Origin of the sequence: Pseudooceanicola profundi, from assembly GCF_050897955.1 — a bacterium.
Taxonomy (GTDB): Bacteria; Pseudomonadota; Alphaproteobacteria; order Rhodobacterales; family Rhodobacteraceae; genus Pseudooceanicola.
In genome coordinates, this window is the sequence record NZ_JBPAXZ010000001.1 from 209,373 (window position 1) to 226,160 (window position 16,788).

The 16,788-nt window shown below is 63.9% G+C and carries 16 protein-coding genes and 1 tRNA gene; 7 read left to right on the forward strand and 10 right to left on the reverse strand.

Features of this window, described 5'->3' with window-relative positions; genetic code table 11:
• The first annotated feature begins 23 nt into the window (after nucleotides 1–23).
• The 5 genes from plsX to ACRARG_RS01050 all read left to right on the forward strand — a co-directional run bounded on the left by plsX (nucleotide 24) and on the right by ACRARG_RS01050 (nucleotide 3,786).
• Nucleotides 24–1,154 (forward strand): phosphate acyltransferase PlsX, encoded by a 1,131-nt coding sequence (gene plsX / locus ACRARG_RS01030; RefSeq protein ID WP_432688119.1) that lies wholly within the window; start codon nucleotides 24–26, stop codon nucleotides 1,152–1,154.
• Entirely contained in the window at nucleotides 1,151–2,125 is a 975-nt protein-coding gene (locus ACRARG_RS01035) for a beta-ketoacyl-ACP synthase III (RefSeq protein WP_432688120.1), read from the forward strand. The genes plsX and ACRARG_RS01035 overlap by 4 nt, the downstream gene beginning before the upstream one ends.
• Nucleotides 2,126–2,268: 143 nt before the next feature.
• Nucleotides 2,269–2,571 carry an integration host factor subunit alpha gene (ihfA, locus tag ACRARG_RS01040; protein ID WP_432688121.1) on the forward strand — a complete coding sequence of 101 codons (303 nt, stop codon included), beginning with the start codon at nucleotides 2,269–2,271 and terminating at the stop codon, nucleotides 2,569–2,571.
• 11 nt (nucleotides 2,572–2,582) lie between these two features.
• Entirely contained in the window at nucleotides 2,583–3,626 is a 1,044-nt protein-coding gene (locus ACRARG_RS01045; RefSeq protein ID WP_432688122.1) for a MerR family transcriptional regulator, read from the forward strand.
• Nucleotides 3,627–3,709: 83 nt separating this feature from the next.
• Nucleotides 3,710–3,786 (forward strand) — tRNA-Pro (locus ACRARG_RS01050).
• A 118-nt stretch (nucleotides 3,787–3,904) separates the two neighbouring features.
• Here the strand turns inward: ACRARG_RS01050 and ACRARG_RS01055 are convergent.
• Both ACRARG_RS01055 and ACRARG_RS01060 read right to left on the reverse strand, forming a co-directional pair.
• Nucleotides 3,905–4,294 (reverse strand): Zn-ribbon domain-containing OB-fold protein, encoded by a 390-nt coding sequence (locus tag ACRARG_RS01055; RefSeq protein ID WP_432688123.1) that lies wholly within the window; start codon nucleotides 4,292–4,294, stop codon nucleotides 3,905–3,907.
• Nucleotides 4,291–5,439 carry a thiolase family protein gene (locus tag ACRARG_RS01060; protein WP_432688124.1) on the reverse strand — a complete coding sequence of 383 codons (1,149 nt, stop codon included), beginning with the start codon at nucleotides 5,437–5,439 and terminating at the stop codon, nucleotides 4,291–4,293. Before ACRARG_RS01060 ends, ACRARG_RS01055 begins: the two co-directional genes overlap by 4 nt.
• A gap of 136 nt (nucleotides 5,440–5,575) precedes the next feature.
• Between ACRARG_RS01060 and ACRARG_RS01065 the strand changes: the two genes are divergently transcribed.
• Entirely contained in the window at nucleotides 5,576–6,652 is a 1,077-nt protein-coding gene (locus ACRARG_RS01065) for a 2'-deoxycytidine 5'-triphosphate deaminase (protein ID WP_432688125.1), read from the forward strand.
• Between the two features lie 52 nt (nucleotides 6,653–6,704).
• Nucleotides 6,705–7,862 carry an MFS transporter gene (locus tag ACRARG_RS01070; protein WP_432688126.1) on the forward strand — a complete coding sequence of 386 codons (1,158 nt, stop codon included), beginning with the start codon at nucleotides 6,705–6,707 and terminating at the stop codon, nucleotides 7,860–7,862.
• Here the strand turns inward: ACRARG_RS01070 and ACRARG_RS01075 are convergent.
• The 8 genes from ACRARG_RS01075 to ACRARG_RS01110 all read right to left on the reverse strand — a co-directional run bounded on the left by ACRARG_RS01075 (nucleotide 7,837) and on the right by ACRARG_RS01110 (nucleotide 16,725).
• Nucleotides 7,837–8,031 (reverse strand): hypothetical protein, encoded by a 195-nt coding sequence (locus ACRARG_RS01075; RefSeq protein ID WP_432688127.1) that lies wholly within the window; start codon nucleotides 8,029–8,031, stop codon nucleotides 7,837–7,839. The two genes, ACRARG_RS01070 and ACRARG_RS01075, sit on opposite strands and share 26 nt — an antisense overlap.
• Nucleotides 8,032–8,034: 3 nt before the next feature.
• Nucleotides 8,035–8,718, reverse strand: coding sequence for an SMC-Scp complex subunit ScpB (gene scpB / locus ACRARG_RS01080; RefSeq protein ID WP_432691294.1), 684 nt, complete (start codon nucleotides 8,716–8,718; stop codon nucleotides 8,035–8,037).
• A gap of 1 nt (nucleotide 8,719) precedes the next feature.
• Nucleotides 8,720–9,514, reverse strand: a complete 795-nt coding sequence (locus ACRARG_RS01085) for a segregation and condensation protein A (protein WP_432688128.1) — start codon at nucleotides 9,512–9,514, stop codon at nucleotides 8,720–8,722.
• Complete coding sequence (gene nagZ, locus ACRARG_RS01090) at nucleotides 9,507–10,511, reverse strand: beta-N-acetylhexosaminidase (RefSeq protein ID WP_432688129.1); 1,005 nt, start codon at nucleotides 10,509–10,511, stop codon at nucleotides 9,507–9,509. Before nagZ ends, ACRARG_RS01085 begins: the two co-directional genes overlap by 8 nt.
• Nucleotides 10,508–11,605 carry an SPOR domain-containing protein gene (locus ACRARG_RS01095; RefSeq protein ID WP_432688130.1) on the reverse strand — a complete coding sequence of 366 codons (1,098 nt, stop codon included), beginning with the start codon at nucleotides 11,603–11,605 and terminating at the stop codon, nucleotides 10,508–10,510. The genes nagZ and ACRARG_RS01095 overlap by 4 nt, the downstream gene beginning before the upstream one ends.
• 69 nt (nucleotides 11,606–11,674) lie before the next feature.
• The gene (gene argS / locus ACRARG_RS01100) at nucleotides 11,675–13,420 is read right to left on the reverse strand and encodes an arginine--tRNA ligase (protein WP_432691295.1); all 1,746 of its coding nucleotides are present in this window, start codon (nucleotides 13,418–13,420) and stop codon (nucleotides 11,675–11,677) included.
• A gap of 149 nt (nucleotides 13,421–13,569) precedes the next feature.
• Nucleotides 13,570–15,438, reverse strand: coding sequence for a cation:proton antiporter (locus ACRARG_RS01105; protein ID WP_432688131.1), 1,869 nt, complete (start codon nucleotides 15,436–15,438; stop codon nucleotides 13,570–13,572).
• A 75-nt stretch (nucleotides 15,439–15,513) separates the two neighbouring features.
• Nucleotides 15,514–16,725: a deoxyguanosinetriphosphate triphosphohydrolase gene (locus ACRARG_RS01110; RefSeq protein WP_432688132.1), complete on the reverse strand. Its 1,212-nt coding sequence runs from the start codon at nucleotides 16,723–16,725 to the stop codon at nucleotides 15,514–15,516.
• Nucleotides 16,726–16,788 lie beyond the last annotated feature (63 nt).

The following is a 16,788-nucleotide window of genomic DNA, read 5'->3' on the forward strand; positions in this document are numbered from 1 at the left end:
ACGATTGATCTGGGCATACCCGCATGAGCGACGTGACTATCAAGACGCCGGCGGGACCCACTGCCGGGGCTCCATCGGCCCCGAATAAAGCAGGCCGGATCATCATTTCTGTCGACGCAATGGGCGGCGACCGGGGACCCGGCGCCGTCGTCGGTGGTATATCGCGTTCTGCCAAGAAAAATCCCGATATCGGCTTTATCCTGCATGGGCCCGAGGCCCAGCTGAAAAAGCTTGTCATGCGTCGCAAGCACCTGCGCGGGCGCTGCGAGATCAGGGATGCGCAGAGCGTTGTCGAAATGACCGACAAGCCCAGCCAGGTCATGCGACATGGCAAGGGCACCTCGATGTGGTCCTGTCTCGAATCGGTGCGCGACGGCGAGGCGACCGTGGCTGTCTCCTGCGGCAATACCGGCGCGCTGATGGCGCTGTCGATGATCCGGCTGCGCAAGCTGCCCGGTGTGAACCGGCCTGCCATTGCCGTGCTCTGGCCGTCGCGAAGTGCCTCCGGGTTCAATGTGATGCTGGATGTCGGGGCGGATGTCCGTGCCGATGAGGAAGACCTGCTGCAATTTGCCCAGATGGGCGCCTCCTACGCGCGCAATGGCATGGGTCTGGATCGACCCCGGATCGGGCTTCTGAACGTCGGTACCGAAGAAAACAAGGGCCGGGCAGAGCTGAAAGCCGCGCATGACCTGATCGAAAAAGCCGCCCCTGGCGCCGGTTTCGATTTTGTCGGTTTTGTCGAAGGCGGGGACATTCCGGGGGATACCTGTGACGTGATTGTCACGGATGGGTTCACGGGCAATGTTGCGATCAAGACCGGCGAAGGCACCGCGAAACTGATCGGCGACCTGCTGAAAGAAGCCTTCCAGTATTCCCCGCTGTCGCGGATCGCCGCCCTTCTGGCCCTGACATCGCTGCGGCGGCTGCAAAAGCGGATTGACCCGCGCCGGGTGAATGGCGGTGTTTTCCTCGGTTTGAACGGAACGGTTGTGAAATCGCATGGCTCTGCCGATGCCACCGGCGTGGCAGCTGCCGTGAAACTTGCGTTTCAGCTGGCGCAGCAGGACCTGACCAACAAGATCGCCGCGCGGGTTGCATCCCCGGCTTTCCCGGCACAGGATGCCTCGGCAGAGACCAAGGTGGCGGAATGACGACACGTGCCGTGCCGACCGGAATCGGGCATTACCTGCCCGACCGGATCGTGCCAAATTCTGAATTCGAACAGACTCTCGATACGTCGGACGAATGGATCCGGACGCGGTCCGGCATCGAACGCCGGCACTTTGCGGCGGATGGGGAAACAACCAGTCAAATGGCTGTCAAAGCGGCGAAGAACGCGCTGGCGATGGCGGAAATCGGGCCCGATGACATCGATGCCGTCATCGTCGCCACCTCTACGCCGGACCTGACCTTCCCTTCTGTCGCGACGATGGTGCAGGACGGGCTGGGCATGACCCGTGGCTTCGGGTTTGACGTGCAGGCGGTCTGCGCCGGGTTCATTTTTGCACTGGCCAATGCCAATGGCATGATCTTGTCGGGACAGGCGCAGCGGGTGCTTGTCATCGGGGCGGAAACGTTCTCCCGCATCATGGACTGGACCGATCGGTCTACCTGCGTGCTGTTTGGCGATGGGGCCGGCGCGCTGGTGCTGGAGGCGCGGACGGGCACGGGGCATAGCGACGACCGGGGTATTCTTTCGGTCGATCTGAATTCCGACGGGCGGTATCGCGACATGCTGTATGTCGACGGCGGTGTGTCGACCTCCGGCACCTCGGGCAAGCTTCGTATGCAGGGCAATCCGCTGTTCCGGCAGGCCGTCGAAAAGCTGAGCTCGACCGCCGACGCGGCCCTGACGAAGGCGCATCTGACCTCCGACAATGTCGACTGGATCGTGCCGCATCAGGCAAATATCCGCATCATTCAGGGCACGGCCAAGAAGATGGGCGTGCCGATGGAGAAGGTGATCGTGACCGTTCAGGATCACGGCAATACCTCTGCCGCCTCGATCCCGCTGGCGCTGTCGGTGGGCGTGGCAGATGGCAAGATAAAAACCGGCGATCTGCTGGTGGCCGAGGCGATCGGCGGCGGTCTGGCATGGGGCGCGGTTGTTCTGCGCTGGTAGACCACGACCACAGTTTTTGCTGCTGCGCGGCGCAAGGTATTGACGCCATTGCTCGTTATTGACTCAGCGACCTCCCTGCCGCAGGATGAATTTTCATGGAGATAACGCGGCTGTGAAAGCCGTGGCCATAGCGGAGGACGGGAATGAGCGACAAGACTTTGACGAGGCTTGACCTGAGTGAAGCGGTGTTCCGGGAAGTCGGATTGTCGCGAAACGATTCCGCCCAGCTTGTCGAAAGCGTGCTGACGCATATGTCCGACGCGCTTGTCAGCGGCGAACAGGTCAAGATTTCGTCCTTCGGCACATTTTCGGTCCGCGACAAGGCCGCGCGCGTCGGTCGCAATCCGAAAACGGGCGAGGAAGTGCCGATCAGCCCCCGCCGGGTCCTGACTTTCCGGCCGTCGCATCTGATGAAGGACCGCGTCGCAAAGGGCAATAAAGGCTGAGGAGCTGCCTGATGGCGAAATCGGCTGACGCGTTCCGCACCATTTCCGAAGTGTCAGAATGGCTGGATACGCCAGCCCATGTCCTGCGCTTCTGGGAGAGTAAATTCACCCAGGTGAAACCGGTGAAACGTGCCGGTGGACGGCGGTATTACCGCCCATCCGATATGGAATTGCTGGGTGGGATCAAACGCCTGCTGCACGACGATGGGATGACCATCAAGGGCGTGCAGAAACTGTTGCGCGACAAGGGCATCGGCCATGTCGCCGCGCTGTCCCAGCCTCTGGACGATGTCACACAGGCCGTTGCCAATGCGATGGAGGCGAAAGCCTCGCAGCCGCAGGCGGACCCTGCGCCGACCCCTGCCCCTGAATTGACCTCTGTCCCGGCTCCGGAGCCTAAACCTGCTCCCGTTGCGACCACTGCGCCCGGGCCGGCGGTTGCGCCAACCATTCCGTCCAATGCCAATCTGCCGCATCCTTCAGTGGAGGCTGCGACGTCGCACCAGGCGGAGGACGTGCCGGAACAGCCTCTCGCGGACGTCAGCGCGGAGCAGCGGCGGGCTGATACCCCCGCTGCCGACCTGGCCGAGCCGCAAGAGGCGCTGACCGGAGACGAGAGACCGGCCGCGGGCGATCTTTTCGCCTCGTCGGAGGAGGATATCCCCGAGGCGCCGATGGCCGTGGATGTGCCCCAGGACAGCGACGACATGGCGCCCGCCACGGTGACCGAAGTCCCGCGCCCCCTGATGGCGGTATCCGACGTCAAACCGGCAGAAGCGGCCGTTGCGGCAGCAGAGGGACCCGTCTCCGCCTCCGATGCACCGATGGCCGAGCCGTCTGCCGGACCGGGTGAGGACAATGCGTCCACCGCCCCCGAGCAGCCCCGGCGCCCGGCGCCCGTGGCTTCGGTCACGAGGGCGGTGCCGGTGGAGCCGCACAAACCGCTTCTTGCGATGATCTGCGACCGGACCGCGCCGCTGGAGCGCGCTGAATTGGCCGAGGTGCGGGTCTTGTCGGCGCGATTGCAGGGGTGGCTTGACCGGCACGCCGGCTGACCCTGCCGAATGCCCGGAAAATCTGTCGAGGGTCAGATTGGCTCTTGCTCCTCGCGCAGGAAGCGGTATGTAGGCCGGACCGTCGGGCTATAGCGCAGCCTGGTAGCGCGTCCGTCTGGGGGACGGAAGGTCGCAGGTTCGAGTCCTGCTAGCCCGACCACTTCTTCTCTGAAATCTGTGTCGATCGACGGTATGCCGACCCGGTGACGGGCCGACGGCGGTGTTGCGACGCGCGCCGCGCGGGAGTATTTTTCGGAAAGATGAAGGGGGGCGCGGCGTCAGATGAGTTTGGCGAACATCATCAGCCTGTCGTCGCGGACCTTCTGAAACGTGATCTTGGCGCGTTTGCCGATGGCGAGGTTTTCGTTGTCCTCCGGTACAAACTGGACGTAAACGCGGGGGCCTTCGTCAAGCTCCAGATAGGCCAGGGCAAAGGGGCCGCGGGGAGATTTGCGCATCAGGGTCCAGGTGTAGATGGTGCCTTCGCCGGGGCTTTCCTCCCATTCGGTATCGGCCTTGTGGCAGAGCGGGCAGATGGTGCGGGGCCAGAAATGCGCCTCCCCACAGGCGGGGCAGCGGCGGAGGAGGAAGCGGCCCTCTTCGGCGGCGTCCCAGAAGGGTTTCGATTCGGGATTGATGTCGGGGGCGGCGATCTTGTCGAGGCTCATGCGATACGCTCCAGAACGGCGGAGGCGGCGCCGTGGCGGACGGCGAGCGTCCCCCCGATGCCGGTGACAAAGGCGAGGTGGCAGTCGGGGACCTGCACGGCGGGATGCGCTTCGCCGCGCAGCTGGCGGACGGCTTCGAGCACCTTGGTCAGGCCGCCGCGATTGACGGGGTGGTTGTTGCAGAGCCCGCCGCCATCGGTGTTGAAGGCGAGGCTGCCCTGCCCCGAGATCAGGTTGCCGTCGGAAACGAAGGCACCGCCCTTGCCCTTTTCGCAGAAACCGCAGTCTTCCAGCTGCATCAGCACGGTGATGGTGAAGCTGTCGTAGATGGAGGCATATTTGAAATCGGCAGGTGTGACGCCTGCCTCCTCCATCGCTTTTGGCCCCGTGATGGCGGCGCCGGAATAGGTCAGGTCGATCTTGCCGCCGTTCTGGCCCTTGATCGCCTGGGCGGCGCCCTGCAGGCGGACATCGGCCTTGCCGAGGCTTCTGGCGATCTCCGGCGTGGTGACGATGAAGGCGCCGCCGCCTTCGGAGACGACGCAGCAGTCCATCCGGTGCAGCGGGTCGGCGATCATGGGGCTGGCGAGCACTTCCTCCACCGTGACGACGTCGCGCAGCATGGCATGGGGATTGTGCTGGGCATGATGGGAGGCCGCGACCTTGATCCAGGCCAGCTGTTCGGAGGTGGTGCCGTATTCATACATGTGGCGATGCGCGGCGAGGGCGTAGATATTGGGAGGGGAGCCGCCATAGGGGGTTTCCCAGCCTGCTTCGGGGCCCTTGGGGCGCGGCGCAGGCGGGTCGTTCCTGGGGCGGCCCGCCAGGGTGACGAGGCAGATCTTGCAGCGGCCCATGGCGATGGCTGTCGCGGCGTCGTTCAGATGGGCGATATAGGAGGAGCCGCCGATATCGGTGGCGTCGAAATAGGTGAGGTTTGTCAGGCCCATATAGTCGACCAGCGACATGGCCCAGCCAGCATCCCCGGCGCAGAAGAAGCCGTCGACATCATCGAATGTCAGGCCCGCATCGGCCAGCGCACCACGGGCGCATTCGGCATGGAGTTGCGGGGTGGATTTGTCCGGCGCCTTGCGCAGCGGATGTTCATAGATGCCGACGATGCTGGCCACGCCTTTGATACTCAAGACGGTCCTCCCTGATAGCTGTCAGGATGCATCTTACGGTCCATTGAAAACATGTCCAGAGCATGTATCTGGCGGCCTCTCTTTTCTTCCCCGCGCGCGCGGATTAACGTGCCGGTCGAAGACCACGGAGGCCCCTTTGACCGGCATCATACCCAGCCAGACCTTGCGCGAGATGATCGCACGCGGAGAGATCTCCGGCACGCCAGAGATCACGGAGCCGCAGATCCAGCCGGCCTCCATCGACCTGCGTCTGGGGACAGTGGCTTACAGGGTAAGGGCGTCTTTCCTGGCGGGCGGCGGTCGGGCGGTTTCTGATCGTTTGCAAGAGTTTACCATGCATCAAATCGACCTGACCGATGGCGCGGTGCTGGAGAAAGGCTGTGTCTACGTGGTGCCCTTGATGGAGCGGCTGGCCCTGCCCGAGGGGGTACAGGCGACGGCGAATGCCAAGAGCTCCACCGGGCGGCTGGACCTGCTGACGCGCTGCATCGTCGATGGCGGGACGGAGTTCGACCGGATCCCGGCGGGCTATACCGGGCCGCTCTATGCGGAAATTTGCCCGCGTAGCTTTTCGGTGCTGGTGCGGCCGGGGATGCGGCTCAACCAGATCCGGTTTCGGGCCGGTGAGGCCGCGCTGGACGATGACGCGTTGCGGGCGCTGCATGCGCGGGTGCCGCTGGTCGATGGCGCACCGCATATCGACGAAGGGCTGGGGTTTTCGGTGGATCTGCGGCCGGGGGCCGAGAATGTCGTGGGATACCGCGCGAAGCCGCATACCGGGGTGGTCGATCTTGACCTTATAAACCATTACGATCCTTCGGAATTCTGGGACCGGGTCCGGACGAGGGAAGAGCGGATCATCCTTGATCCGGGCGCGTTTTACATCCTTGTCAGCCGGGAGGCGGTCACGATCCCGCCCGACCACGCGGCGGAGATGGCGCCCTATGTGGCGATGGTCGGCGAATTCCGGGTGCATTACGCCGGATTCTTCGATCCGGGGTTCGGGCATGCGGCCTCCGGCGGCGCCGGGTCGCGCGGGGTGCTGGAGGTGCGCTGTCACGAGGCGCCGTTTGTGCTGGAACATGGGCAGATCGTGGGGCGGCTGGTCTATGAGCGGATGGCTGAGGTGCCCGAGACACTTTATGGCGCGGGGATTTCGTCGAATTACCAGGGTCAGGGGTTGAAACTGGCGAAGCATTTCCGCGGCAGTTAGGCGGCGCATCCGTCACTTTAACTCTCATCCCTAACAGATTGTAATACCTCACATGCTCTCCCGTCCGATCGCCCTCCTGACCATCGCCATCGCCGTGGTTGGGGCCAATAGTATGGTGCTGGCGCCGATCACCGGCGCGGTGTCGCTCGACCTTGGCGGCACCCCGGCGGAGATGATGCAGGCGGCAGCGGCTTACGGTGTAACTACGGCCATTTCGGCGATCTTTCTGGCGCCCCGGGCCGATGTGATCGGGGCCCACAGGGCGCTGCATCAGGCGGTTCTGGTGCTGATGGTGTCGATGATCGCCTCGGTCCTCGCGTGGAACAAATGGGCGCTGATCGGGGCGCAGGGGTTGGGCGGTATCGGCGCGGGCATGGCGATCCCGGCGATCTATGCGCTGGCGCCGCAGCTGGGGCCGAAGGGGCAGGAGAAAAAGTCCATGGGGCTGGTCCTGTCGGGCTGGACCCTGGCACTGGTCGGCGGTGTGGCCGGGTCGGGGTTCCTGGCGGAATGGGCCGGGTGGCGTGCGGTCTATGCCATTCTTTTCATTGCGATTTGCGTAGTTTTCGTCGGGATGCGCGTGGTCGACCTTACAGTGGAAGTCAAATCCCGGAAAGCGACAACACCGCTGACGGCATTGCAAGTACCGGGCATCTTCCGGGGGTTGCTGACCGCGTTTCTTTTCATGCTGGGCTTCTACGGCACCTTCGGGTTCATCGGGGCGCATGTGCATGACGCGCTGGAACGGGGGACGGATGGCGCGGGGATCATCACGCTGTTCTACGGGGTCGGTTTCGGCGTCGGAACATTCTTCGACCGATACGTTGACCGACTGGAACAACGACATGCAGGCATGGTCAGTTTCGCTTGTCTTGCAGTAACTTACATCGCATTCTTCATGGTAAGCCTGCAATTTGCGCTGTTCTGCATCGTGGCCTTTGTCTGGGGGATCGTGCAGCATCTGGGGCTGAACTTCGTTGTCTCCCGCCTGTCGGCGCTGGATGTGACGCAGCGGGGCGCGATCCTCGGGCTGAATTCGGCAGTGACCTATATCGCCGTCTCGGGCGGGGCGCTGGCCTTCCGCCCGGTCTATGAGGCAGGCGGGCTGGGGCTGGTGAACGTGATCTCCACCTTCTGTGTCACGGTGGCCTTTGTCGAAAGCCTGACCGCGCCGAAAGAGACGATCAGAAGCGCCCCGTCCGACGCATGACGCGCAGCGCCTGTTTGGCGCGTTTTGCATTCTGGCGGGATTGGGGATGGGCGCCCTGCCCCTTGCCCTTGTCCTTGCCCGCCTTGTCAAAGGCCGTGTCGATGCCCTTGTTGACCGCCTGATTGAAGAAACGGCGGAACAGCATGCGCAGCAGTCGGTCCATATTCATAACTCAGTCCTCGAAAAGTTCGGTCTGGGTGTCGTCATCACCGTCTTCGACCTCGTCATAGGTGTCGAGCCCGCCGGCAAGACCCGGTGGCGGGCGGTTGTCGAGAAGACCGGCGGCCCTCAGCTCCTTTAACCCCGGAAGGTCCCGTGCGGTTTCAAGCCCGAAGTGATCAAGGAAGACGGGGGTCACGACAAAGGTCACCGGACGGCCCGGGGTCATGCGACGGCGGCCAAAGCGGATCCAGTCCATCTCCAGCAACAGGTCGATTGTCCCGCGAGAGACGGAGACGCCGCGAATCTCCTCGATCTCCGCCCGTGTGACGGGCTGGTGATAGGCGATGATCGCCAGCGTCTCGATCGCGGCGCGGGAGAGTTTCCTTTGCTCCACGATCTCCTTCTGCATGAGGTGGCCAAGGTCGGGCGCGGTGCGGATGGCCCAGGCGTCGCCGACCTGCACGACGCGGACACCGCGATCCTCGTAACGCTGGCGCAGCAGGGTCACCGCCTCAGCCCCATCGCAGCCATGCGGCATGCGGGCGTTCATCTCTGCCACCGTGACAGGTTCGGGCGAGGCAAAAAGGATCGCCTCCACCATGCGCTCCTGCTCTGCCATGGGGGGCGTTTCAAAGAGGGTGTCGTTCTTGGGCCGGGTCGGCTCGTTCGCGGGCTCGCCGGGGGCCTTGCTCATATCACTCATTGTCGCGCGTCCGGCTGCGGAGGTGGATGGGTTCGAAGGTGCCGGTCTGGCGGATCTCCGCATGGCCCTCCTTAACCAGTTCAAGCGCTGCGGCAAAGGTGGCGGCGGTGGCAGAGCGGCGTCGGCCCGGGTCATTGTCCCAGCCCTGCGGCATATAGGACAGGATATCGGTCCACTGGCCCGCAAAGCCGATCATGGGGCGCATCCGGTCCAGCGCCTGCTCCATGGTAAAGACATTGTCGCGGTCCATGACGTAGGGGCGGAATTCGTCGCGGGTGCGGATGCGGGCATAGGCCTGCATCAGGTCCAGCAGATTGGCTGAATATTCCACGGTGCGCAGCCGTTCGACATGCTGCGCGGCACCACGGGCAAAGAAATCGCGGCCCAGCTGGTCACGGGCCATCAGACGCGCAGCCATCTCCCGCATGGCGGCGAGGCGTTCGAGCTGGAAGGCCAGATGCGCCGCCAGTTCCTCGCCTGAAGGGCCATCCTCCTCCGGATCGGGGGGGAGCAGGAGGCGGGATTTCAGGAAGGCCAGCCAGGCCGCCATGACGAGGTAGTCGGCGGCCAGTTCAATGCGCAGCTCCCGCGCCTTTTCGACGAAGATCAGATATTGCTCGGCCAGATGCAGGACGGAGATCTTGAGCAGGTCGACCTTCTGCGTCCGTGCCAGCGTCAGAAGCAGGTCGAGCGGGCCTTCGAACCCGTCGACATCGACGATCAGCGCCTCGGCGGCGAGCCGCTCCGTAACGCTGAGTTCATTGTCCTGCTGGGTTTCGTCAGACATCCGTGGCACCGTTGAGAAGAGCGTCCAGCTTCTCCTCAACGGCGCGAATGTCAACCGCAGTGGCCTGATTGCGCAGGCTGAGCGCATGTTCTGCCCGTGTCTGGGCCGTGTCGGACATGAGGCCGGCGGCGTCTATCGTCTCCGCCCGCTCCGCCAAAGTCGCGTTGCACAGCAGGATGACATCGCAGCCCGCAGACAGGCTTTCACGCGAGATATCGCCAAAGCTGCCGGTCAGCGCCTTCATCGAGATATCGTCGGTCATCAGCAGACCGTCGAACCCGATATCATTGCGGATCACCTGGATCATACGCGGCGACAGGGTGGCCGGAAGGTCATCCAGCGCCTCGTAGACAACATGCGCGGTCATCGCCATGGGCAGGTCGTTCAGGACTTTGAAAGGGGCAAAGTCGATCTGATCCAGCTCTGTCACGGGGGCTGTCACCCGCGGGAGGTCATGGTGGCTATCGGCTGTAGCAAGGCCGTGGCCGGGGATATGTTTGACCACCGGCAGGACGCCCCCCGCCATCAGCCCCATGGCGACGGCGCGACCAAGACCGGCGGCGGCGGCGGGCGTGTTGCCGTAGCAGCGGTTGGTCAGAAATTCGTGTGTCTGCGGGCGCGGGACGTCAACCATCGGCGCGCAATCGACGTCGATGCCGTAGTCGCGCAGTTCCAGTGCGATGATCTGGTAGCGCAGGAACATCGCCTCTGTCGCACGGTCACCGGCGGCACGCGCGAAGTCGAGCGGCGGAGCCCAGTCGCGGGCCAGCGGCGGGCGCAGGCGCTGAACCCGGCCGCCTTCCTGATCGATCAGAATGGGCGCGTCGCGGCCCACGGCCTCGCGCATCTCATCGCAGAGCGCGCGAAGCTGGTTACCGTCCTCGATATTGCGCGAAAACAGAATAAAGCCAAAAGGATTGCCGTCGCGGAACAGCGCCTTTTCGTCCGGCGTCAGACGGAGCCCTTCGGCATCCAGGATCGTCGCACCAAAGTTCATTTTGTCTCCAGCGGGATACATTCGGCATTTTCTGCCACAAGCGCCGCGCAGAAATGCCGCGCATCGGAGATATCGTCAAAGCCCTTGACCCTCAGACGGAAAAACGCGCGTCCGTTAGAGCTTGCCTGCTGGATCACCCGCTGTTTCTCGGTCATGAAATCGCGGAACCGGAGGGCCGTGCGGTCCCATTCCTTGCGCGCCGTCTCGACGCTGTCATAGGCGCCAAGCTGCGCCAGGAAGGTTCCGCTGGCGATGCTGGCGGGATCGGCATCAATGACATCGGCTGCCGGGGCAGAGGTTGTCAGCGCCTTTTCCACCGTCTCCCGCGCCTCGACAAAGGCGCGGACAGCTGCGGGCCGGGCGCGCGGGCGCAGGGAGGTACCGGGCGCCACTTTGGGGGTGATCGTCACAATCTCGTCGTCCTCCGCCGCAGAGGCTGTACCGTCCGGCCCGGATGCGCTGTCGGCCCCATTTTGAGGCGCAGCCCGGCGGCGGCCGTCGACCTCTTCCTGGGCGCGAAGCAATGCAACGGCGATGGCGCTGTTCTGATCCGGCATCGGCGCCAGCTCATCCGACAGCGGCTTGGCGTTCTTCAGCAGCTCTTCGGCCAGGGCCAGGGCCGGATCCATCCCGTCCTGCCCCGTCTCGGAATTCAGGACCGCCTCGACCGTCCGGGATTCAAGCGAAAACTCCGCCGCGGCACGACCGGCCGCTGCAGCATGTTCAGCCGCGATTTTTTCCTGTTCGGCCCGCGTCAGTGGCGCGATATCTTCTTTCGACAATTCGATCGGTGCCGGGGCGAGGATCAGCCTGTCTGCAGGTTTTTCGGCCACCCCGTCGGCAGCAACGCGGTTCACCGCGAAGCCGAGATTGCCCGAAAGCCGCCCCCCCGGTTCTTCGGGCTGGACCCGCATCGGGTCTTTGGCAGCATGGATCACCGGGATTTCGCTGACATCTGTTGTGACGGTGCGGTATCCCCAGACGCCGACACCCGCCAATAGCCCCAGCGACAGCAGACCGCCCACGACATTCAGAATCGTGCCGACGGGGATCGGGGAATGCTCGGCTGCGGAGTCCGCCTGTATCTGTGCCATTTCGCCTCGCTGCCGGCCATGGGTCGGGCCGGTATTTTCAGACTGCTCAAGCCCGAGACGGTGGCGCGTTTATCGCATCTCTTCCGCCGGGGTTACGCCAAGGATACCAAGACCAGCGGAAATGACAACATTTACGGCACGGGCCAGGGCCATTTTACCTTGGCTAGTGGTCGCGTCATCTTCTTGTAGGAAGCGGAGCTCCGGCTTCTCATTGCCGCGATTCCACAATGTATGCAGGTCGGAGGCCAGATCGTAGAGGAAGAAGGCCACCCGGTGCGGCTCGTTCGTGCGGGCCGCGATTTCTACAAGCCGTGGCCATTCGGCCAGCTTTTTGGCAACCTCGATCTCTGCCTCATCGGTCGTTTTCGACAGATCGGCGGCGGCGAGTGTGGAATCGTCATGGGCGATTCCGGCCTCTCCGGCCTTGCGCAGGACCGAACAGACGCGGGCATGGGCGTATTGCACGTAGAACACCGGGTTCTCGCGCGATTGTTCCAGCACCTTGTCGAAGTCGAAATCGAGCGGCGCGTCGTTCTTGCGGGTCAGCATGACGAAACGGGTGACGTCGGGGCCGACCTCTTCCACCACATCGCGCAGCATGATGAAGGTCCCTGCCCGTTTGGACATCTTAAAGGGTTCGCCGTTCTTGAAGAGCTTCACGAGCTGGCAGAGCTTGATGTCTACGGGCACTTTACCGTCCGACAGCGCGGAGACAGCCGCCTTCATCCGTTTCACATAGCCGCCGTGATCGGCCCCGAAGACGTCGATCAGCAGATCATAGCCCCGGCTGATCTTGTCATAGTGATAGGCGATATCGGGGGCAAAATAGGTCCAGGCGCCATCCGATTTCATGATCGGACGGTCGACGTCATCGCCATGGTCGGTGGATTTGAAGAGGGTCTGTTCGCGCGGCTCCCAATCCTCGGGCACCTTGCCCTTGGGCGGCTCCAGCACGCCTTTGTAGATCAGGCCCTTTGAATTCAGGTCCTCGATCGCGGCTTCGATCTTTCCTGTGCCATAGAGGGATTTCTCGGAGAAGAAATGGTCCATCTCGACGCCCAGAAGCTGCAGATCCTCGCGGATGAGAGCCATCATCGCCTCGGTGGCATATTCGCGGATCTCGGTCAGCCAGACCTCTTCGGGCTCGTCGACATAGGCGTCGCCGACCTTGTCCTTGAGCGCCTCGCCCACGGCGATCAGGTAGTCGCCGGGATAGGTGCCGCCTTCGAAGACGACCTCCTGCCCATGCGCTTCGAGGTAGCGCAGGTAGACGGACCGGGCGAGCACATCGACCTGGGCACCGCCGTCGTTGATGTAATATTCGCGGGTGACGTCATAGCCTGCATAGGCCAGCAGGGAGGCCAGCGCATCGCCGAAGACGGCGCCCCGCGTATGGCCCACGTGCAGCGGGCCGGTGGGGTTGGCGGAGACATATTCGACATTGACCTTGAGCCCCTGCCCCATGTCGGACCGGCCATAGGCTGTGCCGTCGGTCAGCACGGATTTGACAATGCCGCCCCAGACAGCGGGATCGAGCCGCAGGTTGAGAAAGCCCGGCCCCGCGACCTCTGCCGAGGTGATGCGGGGATCGGCGGCGAGCTTCACCGCCAGGGTTTCGGCGATATCGCGCGGCTTGAGCCCGGCGGGCTTGGCCAGGACCATGGCGGCATTGGTGGCCATATCGCCATGCCCCTTGTCGCGCGGCGGTTCGACCGTGACATTGGCAAAGTCGAGGCCTGCGGGCAGCTGGCCCTCGCCCTGCATGGCGGTCAGCGCGTCCAGCACGGTGGCGCGGATATCGGCGAAGAGGTTCATCTGTCCCGGTCCTTTCATCTGGCGCGGGTTTATCACGGCGGACTTGGGCGTCAACGGCTGTGGTGCTGTCCCACCGGGGATTGGCGCGGGCGAAAGCGGCAGATGCCTCCGGCGGGAGTATTTTTGCCAAGATGAAGGGGGGAGCGGCGTTATTTGGCGGAGGGGCCTTCGGCAGCGGGATCGTCCCTTGTGGCCTGGCGCGAATTGGCGCGGGCTTCGGAGGCGTCTTTGGCGGGGGCGAGGTGGATCAGGCGCAGGTCGGGCTGGGTTTTGAGCGTCTCGCCGGTATTGAGGATGCGGATGGACTGACCCTTGCGCTGTGCGGCGATGAGCAGGCTGTCGGGGTTTTCATCGCGCCAGTCGTCGAGGGTGAATTCCTCCGTCAGGCGGGAGATGCGGAAGCGCCAGCCTTCGTAGAGCTTTTGTTCGAGCGCATCGTGGGGCAGTGACTGGATCGCCGGTTTGCCGCCGAGGGTGGAGGGCAGCGCGTGGCGGGTGTTGTTATCCTTTTCGCGGGCCAGCTGGTAGACCGCGTCGCGGCCGAAGTGATGCGCGAGGTCGGTGGCGACCAGCGTATTGTAGGCGTCATTATCGGTGGCGGCGAGCAGCGTAGCATAGCTGACAAGGTCGAGCCGGTGTTCGGCGGCCTCCGCCAGGATATCGCCGTAGTAGGTGGGCACGCCTTCGCGGCGGGCGGCGCGGAGTTTGCCATGGTTGGGATCGGCGATGAGCACGGGGATTTCCTGATCTTTCAAGAGCTTGCCGAGCGCGGTTGAAAAGCGGCTGCCACCGACGATCAGCAGGCCCGGGGTTTCGGCACCGGTCAGGCCAAGGGCGCGGGCAAGCGGGCGCAGGCCGAAGCCATGGACAACCACGGTGACGGCGACGAGGGCGAAGGCCAGCGGGCCGACGAGGGTGCCGTCCTCGACCCCAAGCGCGGCCAGGCGTTCGCCGAAGAGGCCGGCGACGGCGACAAGCACGACGCCGCGGGGGCCGGTGAAGGCGATCAGGAGCTTTTCGCGCCATGGCAGGCCGGTGCCGATGAGGGAGGCATACACTGTAAGTGGACGGGCGATCAGCATGATTGCCAGCACGAACAGGGCCGCGCGCCAGGTGAGGGCCGAAAGTTCGGTGAAATCAAGACCGGCGGCCAGCAGGATGAAGACGCCGGAGACGAGCAGGATCGTGGCCTGTTCCTTGAACCGGCGCAGCTCCTCAAAACTGGGGAGGTCGGAATTGGCGATGACGATGCCCATGACGGTGACGGCAAGCAGCCCGCTTTCATGCAGCACCCAGTCGCAAAGTCCGAAGATGGCGAGTAGCAGAGCGAAGAGCACCGGCACCTTCATATATTCCGGCACCCTGCCCTTTTTGAAGGTCCAGACGAGGCCAAAGCCGGTGGCCACACCGACAGCCACAGCCAGGGTGATGCCCAGCAGGGTTTCACCAATCGCGGCAGAGAGCGCGTGGGAAGCGCGGAAGACGCCGACGACCTCATAGGCCAGAACGGCGGCCAGCGCGCCGATCGGGTCGTTGACGATGGCCTCCCACTGCAGGATCTGGGCCGGGCGGCGCGACAGCCGGGCCGAGCGGAGCAGCGGGGCGATCACCGTGGGGCCGGTGACGATCATGATGCCGCCGAAGACGGCGGAGGTTTCCCACCCCAGCCCCGCCGCGTAGTGCAGCGTGAGGGCGGAGAGAAGCCAGCCGAGGGGCGCGCCGATGATGACAAGACGGCGGACACCGAGGGCTGCGTCCTGCAGGGATTTGAAATTGAGCGTCAGGCCGCCCTCGAAAAGGATGATGGCGACGGCGACGGCGATCATCGGGTCGCGCAGGTCCCCAAAGGCGGCATGCGGATCGAAGATGCCCGTCACCGGCCCCGCGATGATCCCGGCCAGGAGCATCAGCACAATGGCAGGCATTTTCAGCCGCCAGGCAAGGAGTTGCGCGCCCACCCCCAGCACGCCCACAAGGGCGAAGGCGACAACGGGGGGCAGCATGTCGGGGGTGCTCATCGGGCTCTCCGGTCAGGGTTCAGGCGGATATAGTCTGGGCCGCCGCCACGGCCAGCATCCCGGAACCTTACACTGTCAGCCGTCACGCAAGCGCTGTTCGTAACGGATATGACCGGGACCGGAGGCGCGCAGGCCCGGCTCGGGCTCCTGCCCGGTCAGGCGCGCATGTTCGACGATGGCAAAGCGGTCCGTCATGCCGGAGATATAATCGCTGACGATCCGGGCGAGCGCGGTTTCATCGCCCTCAATATCCTCGACATCCTTGCGCCACTGCTTGGGCAGCAGGTCCGGCTGGGCCATGAACAGCGGGAAGAGCTCATGGATGATATCCGTGACTTTCTTCCGCATTTCAACAACTTCCGGGGCGCGGTACATGCGATGGAAAAGGAACTCTCGGATCTGCTTGAGGTCGGACCAGACGGTGGGCGAAAATTGCACCATCATCCGGCCGGCATTGCGGATATCCGTAACGCTGCCGGGGTTGAGATCGGCGATATTGGCACGGCTGACGTCGATCACATCCTCCACCAGGATGCCGAAAAAGCGGCGCAGCGCCTCATGCCGACGACGGTAGTAGTTGAGGCCGGGATAGCGCGCGTCTACCTCCGCGAAACACGTGCCGAGGACAGGCAGTTCCGACAGCTCATCGGTGGAGAAAAGCTCTGCCCTCAAACCGTCGTGCAGGTCATGGTTATTATAGGCGATATCGTCCGACAGGGCGGCGGCCTGCGCCTCCGCAGAGGCGTGGGTATGCAGCTCCAGGTCGTGAATTTCATTATATTCGGCAAGGGCATAGGGGATATTGCCGGTGACGGGTCCGTTGTGCTTGGCAATGCCTTCCAGCGTGTCCCAGGTCAGGTTCAGACCGTCCCATTCAGCATAGTGCCGCTCCAGCTTGGTGACGATGCGGATGGCCTGGGCGTTGTGGTCAAAGCCGCCGTAGGGTTGCATCAGCTCAGAGAGCGCGTCCTCTCCGGTGTGGCCGAAGGGCGGATGGCCCAGGTCATGGGCCAGCGCCACGGCCTCTGTCAGCTCGGGGTTGAGGCCAAGGGCACCGGCGATGGTCCGGGCGACCTGCGCCACCTCGATCGAATGGGTCAGGCGGGTGCGGAAATAGTCGCCCTCATGTTCAATAAAGACCTGCGTCTTGTGCTTCAGGCGCCGGAAGGCGGAGGCATGGATGATGCGGTCGCGGTCGCGCTGATAGCAGGAGCGGAAATGGCTTTCCTCCTGCGGAAACAGACGCCCGCGCGACTGGTCCGCGTGGCTGGCATAGGGCGCAAGCATGGCGCCTCCCCTCATTTCGTCCCCTGGGCGGCAGGTCCGGTTGGCCCGGCATCCTTGTCGTCC

Bases quoted from the DNA above. Each gene is read 5' to 3' on its own strand.
- ACRARG_RS01070 (WP_432688126.1), top strand. From the start codon at position 6,705: ATGCTCTCCCGTCCGATCGCCCTCCTGACCATCGCCATCGCCGTGGTT.
- scpB (WP_432691294.1), bottom strand. From the start codon at position 8,718: ATGAGCAAGGCCCCCGGCGAGCCCGCGAACGAGCCGACCCGGCCCAAG.
- ACRARG_RS01045 (WP_432688122.1), top strand. From the start codon at position 2,583: ATGGCGAAATCGGCTGACGCGTTCCGCACCATTTCCGAAGTGTCAGAA.
- ACRARG_RS01110 (WP_432688132.1), bottom strand. From the start codon at position 16,725: ATGCTTGCGCCCTATGCCAGCCACGCGGACCAGTCGCGCGGGCGTCTG.
- ACRARG_RS01085 (WP_432688128.1), bottom strand. From the start codon at position 9,514: ATGTCTGACGAAACCCAGCAGGACAATGAACTCAGCGTTACGGAGCGG.
- argS (WP_432691295.1), bottom strand. From the start codon at position 13,420: ATGAACCTCTTCGCCGATATCCGCGCCACCGTGCTGGACGCGCTGACC.
- ACRARG_RS01105 (WP_432688131.1), bottom strand. From the start codon at position 15,438: ATGAGCACCCCCGACATGCTGCCCCCCGTTGTCGCCTTCGCCCTTGTG.
- ACRARG_RS01055 (WP_432688123.1), bottom strand. From the start codon at position 4,294: ATGAGCCTCGACAAGATCGCCGCCCCCGACATCAATCCCGAATCGAAA.
- nagZ (WP_432688129.1), bottom strand. From the start codon at position 10,511: ATGAACTTTGGTGCGACGATCCTGGATGCCGAAGGGCTCCGTCTGACG.
- ACRARG_RS01035 (WP_432688120.1), top strand. From the start codon at position 1,151: ATGACGACACGTGCCGTGCCGACCGGAATCGGGCATTACCTGCCCGAC.
- plsX (WP_432688119.1), top strand. From the start codon at position 24: ATGAGCGACGTGACTATCAAGACGCCGGCGGGACCCACTGCCGGGGCT.
- ACRARG_RS01075 (WP_432688127.1), bottom strand. From the start codon at position 8,031: ATGAATATGGACCGACTGCTGCGCATGCTGTTCCGCCGTTTCTTCAAT.
- ihfA (WP_432688121.1), top strand. From the start codon at position 2,269: ATGAGCGACAAGACTTTGACGAGGCTTGACCTGAGTGAAGCGGTGTTC.
- ACRARG_RS01095 (WP_432688130.1), bottom strand. From the start codon at position 11,605: ATGGCACAGATACAGGCGGACTCCGCAGCCGAGCATTCCCCGATCCCC.